The organism is Flavobacterium flavigenum, from assembly GCF_027111255.2.
In the GTDB taxonomy this organism is placed as follows: domain Bacteria; phylum Bacteroidota; class Bacteroidia; order Flavobacteriales; family Flavobacteriaceae; genus Flavobacterium; species Flavobacterium flavigenum.
Genome location: NZ_CP114285.2, coordinates 223612 through 238057, shown reverse-complemented (window position 1 = coordinate 238057; position 14446 = coordinate 223612). Strand labels below are relative to the sequence as shown.

Annotated in this window: 8 protein-coding genes and 1 pseudogene; all 9 read right to left on the bottom strand. The window is 33.6% G+C overall.

Going from position 1 to position 14446, the window contains the following annotated elements; genetic code table 11:
- Positions 1–42: 42 nt before the first annotated feature.
- Positions 43–231, bottom strand: a pseudogene (locus OZP09_RS22635) (IS982 family transposase); the annotation flags it as partial.
- 640 nt (positions 232–871) lie between these two features.
- Complete coding sequence (locus OZP09_RS00755) at positions 872–2935, bottom strand: protein-disulfide reductase DsbD family protein (RefSeq protein WP_281310106.1); 2064 nt, start codon at positions 2933–2935, stop codon at positions 872–874.
- 51 nt (positions 2936–2986) lie between these two features.
- Positions 2987–4402 carry an alpha/beta fold hydrolase gene (locus OZP09_RS00750; protein WP_269236013.1) on the bottom strand — a complete coding sequence of 472 codons (1416 nt, stop codon included), beginning with the start codon at positions 4400–4402 and terminating at the stop codon, positions 2987–2989.
- Positions 4402–6405: a TlpA disulfide reductase family protein gene (locus OZP09_RS00745; RefSeq protein ID WP_269236012.1), complete on the bottom strand. Its 2004-nt coding sequence runs from the start codon at positions 6403–6405 to the stop codon at positions 4402–4404. The genes OZP09_RS00750 and OZP09_RS00745 overlap by 1 nt, the downstream gene beginning before the upstream one ends.
- A gap of 61 nt (positions 6406–6466) precedes the next feature.
- Entirely contained in the window at positions 6467–7864 is a 1398-nt protein-coding gene (locus tag OZP09_RS00740) for a RagB/SusD family nutrient uptake outer membrane protein (protein WP_269236011.1), read from the bottom strand.
- 10 nt (positions 7865–7874) lie between these two features.
- On the bottom strand, positions 7875–11462 hold the full coding sequence (locus OZP09_RS00735; protein WP_281310105.1) for a SusC/RagA family TonB-linked outer membrane protein: 3588 nt from the start codon (positions 11460–11462) through the stop codon (positions 7875–7877).
- Between the two features lie 97 nt (positions 11463–11559).
- Positions 11560–12762: a FecR family protein gene (locus tag OZP09_RS00730; RefSeq protein ID WP_269236009.1), complete on the bottom strand. Its 1203-nt coding sequence runs from the start codon at positions 12760–12762 to the stop codon at positions 11560–11562.
- A gap of 99 nt (positions 12763–12861) precedes the next feature.
- Positions 12862–13353: an RNA polymerase sigma-70 factor gene (locus OZP09_RS00725; protein WP_281310104.1), complete on the bottom strand. Its 492-nt coding sequence runs from the start codon at positions 13351–13353 to the stop codon at positions 12862–12864.
- Between the two features lie 243 nt (positions 13354–13596).
- The gene (locus tag OZP09_RS00720; protein WP_269236007.1) at positions 13597–14436 is read right to left on the bottom strand and encodes an HvfC/BufC N-terminal domain-containing protein; all 840 of its coding nucleotides are present in this window, start codon (positions 14434–14436) and stop codon (positions 13597–13599) included.
- Positions 14437–14446: the final 10 nt, after the last annotated feature.

The following is a 14446-nucleotide window of genomic DNA, read 5'->3' as shown; positions in this document are numbered from 1 at the left end:
ATTGGACTTTTATATTCGAAAGCATATAATTAATTCCAGTTGCTAGTTAATAGTTTTGTTTAATTGAAATCCAAATACAAACAATGTGAGCTTTATAATGAACCCTTCCAATGTCACAGCGTGTATTTTTCTGGGGAAAAGTTTTTTAATATCGCTAATTGTTGCTTCAACTCTTTTTCTCATTTTTAATTTTTCCTTTTTTTGTTCCAAAGTATCTATCCTTTTGGAGTTTGGGTATATATAACACTAGTTTGTCTCCAAAATACTATATCGATTTATTAATCAAAGAGAAAAAATACAAAAGAGCTGCTGTTAAACAGCTCTTTTAAGGTTCTTCATGATAGTTGTATATGCTTACTAATTCAAAATACTTCTAAAATTAAATGAAAAACCAAAATATTTAATATTACAATTTAGTAATCTAAGGCTTTGATTCACTACCACTCCAGCATGTTATGTTTTGTGAAAAACTATTTCAAAAAGCTTTTATATCCTTCGCTGTTACTTTATTTACTGGATTTTTATAAATTACATTCATAAGCTTTCATTATTTATATTTTTAATGCTAATTAGACAGAATCCATTTTTCAAAACTTTTAGATCCTTCCACTAAACTTTGTTTTTTAATAGACTCAATATCCTCCTGTTTTGTTACAGCAGTTTGAGTTAAATTAATCTGTTCGTAATATTATTTTAGCTTTACTAGCTTTTCGGGATCATCGCCAAAATTAATATCATTATCTAATCATCTGAAGCTAATCTAATTATACTTGAAGACAAACGAACGCATACCACTTATACTAAAAAGCAGAAAATAAAAATTTAATATCATTTTAATTGTCTGGAAACGAATTCTATGAGTTTAAAATTTCTATTTTTTAAAATTCTTTACACCTTCCTGAAGCCATTTATAATAAACTTCAATGTCAGGATTATAAGCCGACGGTTTGTTTAAATCATTTTCCTTATGGTCCATTAATACATAATACGGCTGTGCATTGGTTTTGTATTTTAAAATTTGAAGTTCGCTCCATTTCTGTCCCGTATATTTCAGGATTTTTCCTGTGATTTTAGAAACTACCTGCTCGCTTTCCGGCAACGGTCTTTTGTCATCTACGTATAAAGAAATCAGTACAACATCATTGTTTAATACTGACAAAACTTTTGGGTCAGGCCAGACTCTTTCTTCCATTTTACGGCAGTTTACGCAGGCATAACCTGTAAAATCAATCATTACCGGTTTGTTCACTTTTTTTGCATAAGCTAAGCCAAGGTCATAATCATGAAATGTGGTAATTCCGTTTGGACCACTTTCTGCGCCTTCCGGTAAAGCCGTTTTTTCAGTATTTAAAGTTGTCGTATTTCCAAAACCATTTGGTGATTCACTGTATTGTTTTGCGGGCGGAAACCCACTGATGTATTGTAAAGGCGCTCCCCAAAGTCCGGGAATCATATAAACAACAAAAGAAACAACGAGAATACCTAAGCTTAATCTTCCGACAGAAATATGTGTTACCGGGGAATCATGAGAAAGCTGGATTTTGCCAAACAGATATAATGCGAGCACGGAAAAAATACCAATCCAAATCGCAATAAAAACTTCTCTTTCTAATAAGTGTAATTGTAAAACCAAGTCGGCATTACTTAAAAATTTTAATGCCAATGCCAATTCCAGAAATCCCAAAACTACTTTTACAGAATTTAACCAGCCACCCGACTTTGGAAGCGAATTCAGCCAGCCCGGAAAAGCAGCGAAAATGGCAAACGGTAATGCAATAGCTAATGAAAAACCAAACATACCTACTATAGGGGCAATTCCTGCCTGACCTGCAGCCTGAACCAATAATGTCCCAACAATTGGTCCCGTGCATGAAAATGAAACGAGTGCCAATGCCAAAGCCATAAAGAAAATGCCAATCAGCCCCCCAACTTCGGATTTCTGGTCGACTTTAGTCATCCATGAACTTGGTAATACGATTTCGAAAGCTCCTAAAAATGAGATTGCAAACACTACTAATAGAATGAAGAAAACGATATTAAAAACGACATTCGTTGCCAGTGCATTTAGGGCATCGGCGCCAAAAATTGCAGTTACAAGACTTCCTAAAATTACATAAATAATAATGATAAAGATTCCGTAGAAAGCGGCATTTCTAATCCCTACAGCCTTATTTTTACTTTGTTTGGTAAAAAAGCTCACTGTCATTGGGATCATTGGAAAAACACAAGGTGTCAGCAAAGCGGCAAGACCTCCTAAAAAGCTAAAGAAAAATAATGTCCAAAGGCTATCATCAGAATTTGGCGTTGACAATTTTCCAGGATTCTCCTTCGATTTAAGAGTTTCCTTTTCGCTTGCTGTAACAGAGATTGTTGTATCTTTTTTTATTTCCTGTTTTGTAATTGTATCAGTACTAATTGTTGCAGTTTTTGTTTCTGCTGTGTTTGCGACTGTTACTGCTGCATCCTCTTTTATTGGAATATCCGATTTTTTGAAAGTGAATTTTAAATCTTTATCTCCTGGTGGCAGACAGCTGTTGTCATTACACACCATAAAAAATATGCTGGCATTTATAACAAAGGCATCTGCAGTTTTGCGCTCTATATTTTGTGTAAAAACAGCTTTGTCAGCAAAATATTTAATTCGCATATTGAATACAGGATCGTCTACTTCGTGACCGTCCGGTTCTGTAACACCGCCAATTGTTTTATAATTTTTGGATTTTGGAAACGTAAAGGCTGTTGGTGCGGGTCCGCCTTTTGGTACATTTTGTGAATAAATGTGCCAGTTTTTATCAATTTTGGCGGTGATAATCAGAGTATATTTATTTTCTCCGGTTTCTTTTACTGCAGTAGTAAACGAGACAGGATCGTAAATTTGAGCAGTAAGGTTGCTTATCGTAAAAAGTAAAACGATAAAAAAGATTATTTTTTTCATGACAATTTGGAAGTAAATTTTATATCTCAGAATTTAAATTGCTGTAACGAATTATTTTTTATAGCGGTCCAGAATCCAGTTTGAAACATCATCAAGGACTTCGGGAGAAAAAACCTCGTCGATTTCCTTACTTTCTGCCTGAGTACATTTTATACAATGCTGGTACATATGGTTCAGACCCGGATAAATTTTGGTCGTAACATCAGTACTTTTTAAGTATTTCTTAAAGCTTCCTAAATTTTCTGCTGCAGGAACCATGATATCTTTGTCTCCGTTTACGGCAAATACCGGAGTATCTATTTTTGGCAGATAATCTTGTGGATTGTAGTGAATGCTGTATCGGTACCATTTGCGTTCTGCATCATTCCCATAACGGTATATGAAATCTTTTTCACGCCCGCCCCACATATGAATTTCTTTTAGTGTAGTTGAATCTTGTGTTTTTCTCCACTCATCCAGCTTTACCTGCAAAACCGGTGTTACAGAATCTGTTGCTTTTGTATCGTAAACAGCTTTAAACATAATGTTGTACATTTCCATTTGTTTGTTTACCACTTTATCTGTAAAACCATAATTTTTTAAAATTGCAGTATTTTGCAGGTTCAGCATTTCCAGCCCGCTAACAGCAACGCCTGACAAGCTCACCATGAATTTTACATTTTTATTTCTAGAACTTACGATAGAGGCAATCATGCCACCTTCGGAATGACCTATCAAACCAATATGAGAAGCATCAATATTTTTATCACTTTTTAAATAAGCGATCTGAGCATCTACGTCATCAGCAAAATCCCCAGTTGTTGACTCTTTGAAATTACCGGATGTTTTGCCAATTCCTCTGTCGTCAACCCGAAGCGACGCAATTCCTTTACGTGCCAGTTCGTCTGCCAAAACCGTAAAAAATTCTCTTCCCATGTACGTGTAATTACGATCATGCTGACCTGTTCCCGAAATTAAAATTGCCAGTGGATATTTCTTTTTCCCTTTTGGGATTGTTAATGTACCTCCGTAAGTTAGTTTGGTACTTTTTCCCAAAAAAGTCATATCAATAACCTGATACGGATATGGCTTTTTAGGATGCTGTGCAAAATAAAGAGGCTGTATTTCTTTTTCTTTGTTTAAAATAATATTTGTATTTGGAATGGAATAATAGTCAAAAATTCCTGAAATAGCCGTTTTGTCTACATTATATTTCCCTTTAAAAGAAAAACCATACATTTCATTTTTAAAAGATATACTATCTCCTTTTATGGTGGTTACTACTTTTTTATCAATTTCTAATTCAGGTATTTTAACACTTAGCGAATCGGTTTTGTATTTCGCGAAATCTCCTGACAAAATAATTCTGTATGAATGATGCTGGCCCTGCCAGATAGTTTGTGCAAAACTATACTGGCTGGTCATCATTAAGAAAATTGCAAATCCAAAAAGGACGCTGTTTCTGTTTAAATTAAATAAAACTTTCATTATTTTTTCTCTGCCTTTAAATGCTCAACAACAATTGAAATTTCATCTACTAATTCGCTTGGACTTCCAAAATAACCATTAGACATCCAACGTAATTTTCCGTTTGCATCAATAATCATTTTCTCCGGAATTCCGGAAAATTTAAATGCTTTTGCGTACTGTTCATAAGCAGCATCCATTTTTCCTGTTTTAGGATTTTTCCCATCGTAAAGAACGTTAAAATCAAATCCTTTTTCTTTGATGAAAGCTTGAGTCTGTTCTTTATAATCCTTGATATATTCCATTGTATCTACAAAATAGAACTTTACATTTTCATCCTTTTTGTATTTATCAACTGCCATCTTCATTCCCGGCATTGCATTTTTACATGGTCCGCACCACATAGCCCAGAAATCAAGTACTACAATTTTTCCTTTTTGATCAGCTAATTTAACTCTGCCGCCTTTACTGCTTTCTAAATCAAAACCTGCAATTGGAAGGTTTATTAATTCTGAGATTACTTTCTTTTTATGTTCCTCAATATTACTTAAAGATTTTAGAGATTCCAGGTAAGCCTCAAAACCTGCTATTGCTCCGCCATCTTTCAAATAAAGTTCTTTTAAAGAAGCTAATATTTCAGGAGTTACCTGATTTTGTTTTGCCGCAAGTGCCATATAATTTTTAGCATCGGCTGTTTGCCCTTTTCTTAATAACATCCTGATGTAAACCTCATTATATGTAGCATCATTATAACCGAACAGCGGTTTAATTTTAGCCAGATATTTTTCCTCTACATCATAGTTTTTTGTCTTTTCTGCTAATTTAGCATACGTAAAATATTCTCTGGCCAGCATTTGTAAAGCCTGCTCCTGCCATTCTTTTAGCGATAATTTTCCTGCATACATTTTTGGAACAAATGTTAGTCTGTTCTCTAGTTCTGCCATAAAAATATCAGCGTATTTTTTTAATGTGTCTATGTTCGCTTTTTCAGTTCCTTCATGATCTCTGTCAAAAGGAATAGAAACTAAATGCCAGTGGTAATCTAATAAGTTGCCAAAAGAAACTCTTTTTACACTGTTTAAAGCGTAATCATAATCTTTATTATTTACGATATAGCCGTAAACAATAGATTTAACCATTTTATCGTAAAACAAACTTTCATAATCAGTGTAAACATCCTCAAATTTATTTTGTGGAAAATTCTTTTCGAAATCGGTAAACAATTTTACTTTAGTCTTAAAATCTGTTTCACTAAATACCTTTTGAATTTGTCTGTCTCTTGCTAAAACTCCGTAAGGATATTTTGTCACCAACACTTTTTGAACAGAATCTGTAAATACTTTATCAGCTGGATTTTCTAATAAAAATAAAGTCTTCTGAATATCATATTGTGTAGTATTATCCAGATTTGGATCTGCCAATAGACCACGCAATTCTTTTTTGATGGCTACACCTTCATCTTTTCCCGATGTTAATTGCTTTAATTTTAAGCCATAATAAAAAATTTTTTTACGGCTTTCCGGATGATATTGCAATTCGTAATTGATCCACATTAAACCCACCTGATCGGCGATGTATGCGCTATCGTGAACGACATTCGGGACTTCATTCTGAAAGGCTCTGCTTCTCAAAATCCCCCAGCCTGTATAAGATCCGGGAACCTGTGCAAACATATAACCATTTGGAAATTTTACTCCTCTGTCTACGATTGTATCTGATTTGAAAACACAATTAATAAACGAAGCATGGTTTGAGAGTTTCATTTTGGTTTCCCATTTTTTATCCCCGGCCGCTTTTAAAGTGATATCGTCTGCACGCCATTTAAAATTATCAAAAGTGTATACTACACCATTAACATACATCGCATTCGCTAAGGGGCCGTTTGCAGCATTATAAGTAATGGTAACTTCATCTCCCGGATTTGGATGTTCCGGAGAAAGAGACAATACAGGTGCAGGTGCATCCTGAGCAAATACTGCCGTTGTAATACTGAATAAAAATAAGATCAGTTTTAATTTTTTCATTTTTTGTTTTTTGAATTGAGTGCACCCAAAAAAATTGAGTGCACATTTTTAATTAATCTAATTATGGATTTTGTTGCAAGTTTGGCGCGTATTGAAAATAAATTGGAGCAAAAGGCATTTGATAACGATCACTGTTTGGAGCAAGTGTAAAAGTCTGATTGCCAAAAACGTGTGTAATTGTTTTAGCAAATTCAGGTTCTTTATTTAATCGTTTCAAATCAAACCATCTAAAACCGCCACATCCCATTAATTCTCTTCTTCTTTCTGCCAATACTTTAATCAATGCATCTTTGCTGTCTGTTGCGGTTAAAGCTACATATTCTCCAGTTCTGAATCTTTTTTGTCTTAATTTATTTATTTCGATCATTGCCTGATCTCCGGATCCTGCTCTTGCCAGACATTCTGCTTTTATCAACATCATTTCTGGAACTGTTGGTCCTGCATTTCTGCTTTCTCCGGTTAAACCTTCTTTAGAGTAAGTCCTGCCTATTGTATAATCACTGCTAAAATTGCTTGTAGGCTGTGTAAACAAGACATAACGCAAATCGTTGGTATCAAATGAATTGATTAATTCATTACTTAATGATAATAATTGGGGTGCATAGCTATAAGTACTGTATCCGTTCCATTTTGACAACATCAATTCTTTATCCTGTTTCCTTGATGGATAAGCTGCAAATTCATAATCTTCCAAATTGTTTAATGTGCTTTGTAATGCCAATGCTTTTTCGGCATTTTCTAATGCCAATGGATAATTACGCATGTACAAATAGGTTCTTGACAAAAGCGCATAAGCCGCTGCCTGAGAAGGAAATGCTATATTATTACCAGAATTAACCGGTTTTAATCCTGAATTTACAGCATCTTTAAGATCGCTCAAAATTACATCATAAGCATCCTGAACCGAAGTTCTTTTGATATCGTCTGATACTGTCGGCTTTGTAAAAAGAACAATTCCTGGATCTGTAGCAGAAGTTGTTGCATCATACGCTTTTCCGAAAGTATTTACCAAAGTCAAAAATATAAAAGCTCTATGTACTTCTGCTTCTCCTTTTATCGCTGCTTTTTCGGCAGTTGTTCCGTTGGTGCTTTTCGTAACTTCATTAATAACAATGTTAATATTGTATAATGCAGTATACAAATTACTCATATCATAATCTGTCTCGCCGTCAAAATAAACTTTATCAGACCATTTATACAAATTGGTAAACGGACGGTAATAATCAGATGCGCCTAATGCGGTGGTCTGTGCCTCATTCTGAAAACTGATATCATCTGATGGTATATCTACATTTCCATAAGATTTATCTAATGTAAATGAATTGTTTAGAAGATATCGGTAATTTGTAGTTTCTTCTGGTATTAATTTTCCTTCGGTCTTAATATCGACATAATTATCACAGCTTAAAACAATTGCTCCTACTGCAGCAATTGCAATATATTTTAAATATTTTTTCATCTTTAAAAAATTAAAAATTAACATTAAAACCAATTGAATACATCGCCGTTGCAGGCAGTTTCATGTTAGTTCCTGTATAAGGCAAAAAGTCAGGATCTAAACCGTCTTTGTTTTTTCTCCAGAAGAAACCTAGATTTCTGGCTGTAAAAGATAGCGAAGCTCCTCTAACAAGTCCTCTGTCAATCAGGCTGGTCAAATCATATTTTAAAGAAAGTTCTCTAAAACGAATATGATCTCCTTGCATAATCTGATCTTCTCCATTAATATATCTCAAGTAACTCAATCCTGTTGATCCCTGAATTCCAGGTACAGAAGTCGTAGCTTCGTCTCCTGGATTTCTCCATCTTTGATCAATATCTGTATTTAAATCATATTGGTTAAATCTGCCCTGTCTGTTAACATAGCCTCCATAAGTTGGCTTAAACATTACATAATCAAATTTGTAAGTTGCCAAAACATATAAAGAGAATTTTTTATAATTGAAAGTCTGGCTAAAGCTTCCGTAATACGAAGGAATATTAGTTCCCATGTACTTCATATCGGCAATATCTTTTAGAGAAGTAAAAGAATTTACAATATTGCCGTCTTTATCATATACTTGTGTTCTACCTGTTGCGTCTAATCCTGCTGATCTGAAAGCAAATATACTGTTTAAAGGATAACCCTGAATTGGCGGTGTCCCTCCTGATCCATTTAAATACTGGCTGAAATTTTGAAAACGAGAATCCGTAACTTCTGTCTTATTGAAAGAAACTACAAGAGTAGAATTCCATGAAAAATCTTTCGCTTTAAGGATGGTTCCGTTTAAGCTTAAATCAACTCCATGTCCTGCCAAAGTCGCTGCATTTTGTACTAATGAATTGTTTGACACTCCGTAAAATTGTGATACAGGGAATTCTACAATCAAATCTTTGCTGTCTTTTTTATAATATTCAACTGTACCATTTAATCTGCTGTTTAAGATTGAAAAATCTACTCCAAAATTTAAAATCCCAGTTTTTTCCCAACGCAAATTAGGATTTGCAGGCTGCGAGATAAAAGCATAAGGCTGCTGTGAAAAAGTATCTAAATCACTTAGACTAATATTTGTAAAAGGAAAAACCTCTAAGTTGATATTTCCGTTAAATCCGTAACTCGCTCTTAAAGCTAAATTATTAACAAAGTTTACGTCTTTTAGAAATGATTCTTCTTTAATAATCCACTTTGCTCCGGTAGACCACAATGGAGTTCGTCTTAATTTTTTATCTACTCCAAAATTGTTATAATCATCTAATCTTGCACTTCCTGTAAGTGTGTATCTATTTTTGAAGGTATAACCTGCATTGGCATAATAAGATAAGAACCTTCTTTTGAAATCTTTATGGACATCATTATTATTAAAAGTGAGATTATATCCGTTAACGTCTACATAATTTTGTGATGGAAGACTTACAGATGTCTGAGTTTTTGAATTATACCCATAAAGTTTTCTTGAATCCTGGGTTTCTCCAGTCTCTCTTGCCTCAATACCTGCCATAGCATTAATCAAATGATCTTCACCAATAATGCCATCGTAATTTAATTGTCCTCGCATTGTAGAACTTCTTTTTCCAAATCTATTACTTTGATAAATTCCTCCTAACGGAATTCCGTAAACTAAATCACCACTACTGTTTATTGACGTAGCAGAATTGACTGCGTCGCGAGCGAAAAATGTATTTTCGTTATACATATTATCATTTGTTCCAGTTGAAGTTTCTACAGAATATGTACCAACAGCATCTAAACCTTTTACTAAAGGAAGTGTAGCAGAAACGGTAGCACCAAAATTTTGCTCATTTATGGTATTATCCAGATTCTTTAATTCATCAATATAATTGTAAGTCCAAGGCAAATATCCTTTTTGTTCTAACGGAATAGTTTGTCCGGCATAATAACGACGATAATAATCAACCGAATTACCATTATCTCCAACAATCTGATCGTAAGGCAATAAAGTTGTTGGTGAAGTTCCTAATGGAGAAAGTCCTAAACTATTTTCATTGTATTTAAAGATCGAACCTCTTAAACTGGTTGTCATTTTTATATAATTAAAAAGCTTAAAATCCTGATTAGACAATAAAGTCAAACGTTGTCCGTCGTTTCCTTTTGACTGAGTTTCTTCTTTAGAATAAGAACCTGACATGAAATATGAATAATCATTCTCTGCTCCGCTAAAAGACAAATCATAATTTTGACTTGTTGAGGCCTGCAACAAATTTTGCTCTACCTGACCATAAGTATTACGACTGCGTAAAACACCTAATCCTGCATCTCTTTGGGCTTGAGTAATATCACCACGCTTATACTGAAACATCAGATCCATTCCCTGACTTACAGGAGCCGTAAGCATATAGGTTACGCTTTTAGGATCCGTAACTAAATTTTTATCTACAAATTCCTGCTCTAAATTTAAAACCTGAGAAGAATTCATCAATGGTAGTTTAGATAAAGTAGGTTTATTAGAGAAACCATAATTTTGAGAAAAATTAATTCTGATTTGTCCCTGTTTTCCTTTTTTGGTATTAATAACCATTACTCCATTTGCCGCTCTTGCACCATAAATAGAAGCCGCAGCTGCATCTTTTAAGAAAGTAATTTTCTCAATATCATCTGGATTTATCGTCCTGATGTCCAACTCTGTAGGTGTTCCGTCAAGTACAATTAATGGCATTGAATTTGACGAGGGAGATATAGTAGATTTTCCTCTAATTGAAATATTATAAGCTGTTTTTTCAGATCCTGAGCCAAATTTTCTTCCATACACAAAAGTATTGTCAGAATCATGAACATCCAGCTGAAGACCAGCAACCTGACCTTCTAATCTGTGGAGTACGTTGTTAACAGGGATTTTTTCTAAATCTTTTGCCGTAATTACTACATAAGATCCTGTTGAACGTTCTTTATCAATGTTTTGATAACCTGTAGAAACGATTTTTACTTCATCTAATTTGCTAACATCTTCTAACATAATCGGATTGATGATTAAACTATCTCCTACTGTAACTTCCAGTTTTTTATAGCCCATGTATTCAAAAACAAGCACATCTCCTTTTTTGGCCATAATTTCGTAAGAACCATCAAAGTTTGTAGTTGCTGCATCTCTTGTTCCTTTTACCCAAATAGTTGTTCCAATTAAAAATTCTTTTTTAGAATTGGTTACAACTCCTTTAATTTTTACTTTCTCTGCAATTACAGATTCAATTGCAGCTTTAGATTTTTCATTTACTGCAATGACTATCAATTTGTTATTTACAAATTCGGCTTTATAATCAGTACCAATAAGCTGTTTTATAACAGCCATTACATCGGCATTATTTGCTTCTATGTTTACTTTTCTTTGGGCATCAAAAAGATCATCACTGTAGAAAAACTCAACTTTAGTTTTTTTGGTAATGTTTTTTAATACAGTTCCAACAGACTGATTTTTAGCATTAATTGTTACTTTTTGCGAGTAGGCAAAAACAACAATATGGCCTAAAAAAATGGATAGTAGTAGGGATTTCTTCATAATGCTAAGAAATTTATCCCAAAGAGCGGATTTTATCCCACAATCTTTTGCGGATAGTTTTTTTTTCATACTTTTAAATGTTTTGGTTGGTTAATTGATTTCGAACTCTTTTTTTCGACTGAACAATACTCGCCGGGAAATACTGCAATATTTTCCGGTTTTTTATTTACTTACTTACGGTTACTTCATAGGTTTGGTTTATTTTGGTTATTTTATATTTTACATTCGATGTTTTACTAATAATATCAAGCAGACGGTCAATTGGTTCTTCTTTTAAAGCGATTCCCGTAAACCTGATCTGCTCCAGCGATTTATTTTCAAATTTTGCATTAAAGTTGTACCATCTGGACATTTTCGCCAATATGCTTTTCAGGTTTTCATTTTCAAAATAAAATTTTCCGTCTTTCCAGGCCGTATAAACTGAGGGATCAACTGCTGCAACAGTTACAGAACCATCATTTTTAATATTTACACGTGATTGCTGCCCCGGATTTAAAATAATCGGTTGGTTTTCTTCAGAAGCAAAATCAGAAACTTTTACTTTTCCTTCGGCAAGGGTAGTTATGAATGCATCGTCCTCCTTATAAGAACTTACATTAAAATGTGTTCCTAAAACCGTAATGTTTCCTGATTTCGTTTTAACAGTAAAAGGACTGTGCAGATTTTTACTTACTTCAAAATAGGCTTCTCCCTCAAGGGTTACAATTCTTTTACTGCCACTAAATTCAACAGGATATCTTAATGACGATTTTGAGTTCAGCCAGACTTTTGTCCCGTCTGAAAGATTAACGGCGTAGATACCGCCAACAGGAACAATTAAGGTGTTTTCTCCGGATGCAGCTCCTTTTAAATCTTTTGCATCATAAACCAGAACCTTATTTACATTTGAGATTACGCCGTTTTTAGAAACTATCTTTTCCTTTTTGGCCTCTAACGCTACTACAGTTCCGTCTGCCAGAACCAAAGTTGGGCTATTGTATTTTGGAGCAATACTGGTGACTACAACTTCTTTTTGTTTTTCTTTTTTATTATTTGTAAAAAGAAAAGCAGAGGCAAGACCAAGTAAAACCAAAAAAACTGCTGCATATTTTAGCAGACTTTTATAGTTGTAAAGAGGAACAGTATTCGTATTACTCTGACTGATCTTTTCTCTGATCCTTTCAAAAGCCATATCGGTATCAATGGCACTATAAAATGATTCTTTTGATTTTAAAGTTTCAAAATCAATAACCTTTTGATAATACACTTCATTTTCGGGTAACGAAAGCCATTCCTGCAAAAAAGCATTCTCTTCTGTGGACAATTTCCCTAAAAGCAACTCTTTTCTTATCAGGTCAGCGACTATAAATTCTTTCTTTCCTAAAGACATATTTTTAATATTAAGTATCGGTTATTAACAGTTTAAGTAAATGTTATATAACTAAGAGTACGAAACACCAAAAATGGGTGGAAAGATTTTTAAAAATTTTTAAAGAAATAATAAAATAAATAAAAGTTCTGAATGATTTTTCAGTTTTACTTTTAATAATTCGATGGCCCGGGCACGTTGTGATTTAACTGTATTAACAGAGATATCAAGTTGTTCGGCGATATCTTTGTATTTCATTCCTTCTAAACAGGATAACTCAAAAACTTCTTTGCATTTTTCAGGCAATGCATTCAAAGCTTCTATTAAAACTGAATATACTTCTTCCTGCAGGATATTAAAATCAAATTCTGATGGTTCATCTGAAAATGTTTCATCGAGGTGGATGCTTTTTTGCTGTTTTTTAAGAGCGGCAACAGAACCGTTTTTGACTATGGTATACAGATACGATTTGACATCGTTTACTTTTTCAAACTTTAAACGATTTTCCCAAAGCTGCAACATCACATTTTCGACCACTTCTTCAGCAATAAAAATATCTTTTACTAAACCAAAACTATAACTTACAAGCCGTGGATACAAAGAATAAAACAACTCTTTGTAGTAAGTTTCGTCAATTTTGATATTTGTTTTTAATGATTTAATCCTCTTTGAGTTTAAGTCAACAAATATATATGATATATCAATAAAACTAACATTTTGCCGACTATTTAGAATTAAAAACTCTAAATAGCAACAAAAAAGTAAGAATTATTGATTGTTTAATTCGAAGAATGAACGTAATGAAAATTAAGAGTTTGTTTGTATAAATTAGATTTCTGGAGATAAAAAATCTCGTTACATTCTAAAAAAATGAGCATCTAGCCATCGTTCTTTCCAACTGCCCCATACCTGTTCGAATTGGACTGTATTCTCTTTATAATGATTCTTAAACCATTCTTTTGTTTCAGTCATATTCTTATTGTCTTTTAAAAAACTCAGAAATTCATATTGCTCTTTATGCAAATCGTAAATGGACAGTTTAAATTTGTGTCGTAAAACCACACAATAACTTTCATTTTGAAGAGGAAGGTTGGGATTTTTGTCATTTTTGAATTCAGAATAGTACTTTCGAACAGGAAACTGAAACTTAAATAAGGCAAATACAGGTAACAATTTTAATTCATCTTCTGGGGTATCGATTGTTGCTAATTGGTAGTTTTCTTCCGCTTTTTCATCAAAAAGAACACCAATAGCATATTCAAATCGCGCAAGTTCAATCATAAAATCAATCCATTCTTCTTTTATATTTTCATTTGCGTCAGGTCTGTTATTTTCCAGATAGTCCGCAAAATGGGCTCCTAAAAAAGATAAGTTGTAATTATTTGAGGGGTTTGAAGCAAGATAGTCATCAGCAAAAGCACAAAAAATCGCTTCTCCTAAAGCATATTCCAATGCACTAAACTGCTGTGACATACAATTTCGTAATCGTGCAATATAACTTCGCTGGTAAATAGCTAAATGTTCCTGAGCCGAAAGTTTTTCTGAATGACAAATTACATCTTCAATTGAAGCTGCATTTTCTGCATTCGAAAGCAAATCATCAGGGTTCACTCCTGTTTGCTGATAAGGATCGAGCAAAAGCTGCTGCATCCATTGCTGAAAGTCTTTTAATGGTATTTTTACCGTTTTCTGCATCTTAAAATCT